Origin of the sequence: Halalkalibacter flavus, from assembly GCF_036663575.1 — a bacterium.
Lineage (GTDB): Bacteria > Bacillota > Bacilli > Bacillales > Bacillaceae_D > Halalkalibacter > Halalkalibacter flavus.
Genome location: NZ_JAWRVK010000433.1, coordinates 1 through 233, shown reverse-complemented (window position 1 = coordinate 233; position 233 = coordinate 1). Strand labels below are relative to the sequence as shown.

1 protein-coding gene is annotated in these 233 nt (G+C 57.9%); it reads left to right on the top strand.

Going from position 1 to position 233, the window contains the following annotated elements:
* A partial coding sequence (locus SAY88_RS25700; RefSeq protein WP_332635269.1) for a PLP-dependent aminotransferase family protein occupies positions 1-233 on the top strand: 233 nt, incomplete at both ends.

Below are 233 nucleotides of genomic sequence, written 5' to 3'. Positions count from 1 at the left end.
GCCGCCTCGCCGAGGGCCTACGGGCCTTGCCAGCCATCTCCTTAGAACAGGACCCTCCGCCGTCGAATATGGTTTATCTCAAACTGAACCCCAAAGCGGGACTCACTACAAGCGACATTATTCAGCGGATGGGGACAGACGGCATCACCCTGATCGCACGCGACGAGTATCGAATGCGCCTCGTTGTCCACTATTGGGTCGACGAAGCCGCAATCGATCGAGTTATTCCGGGC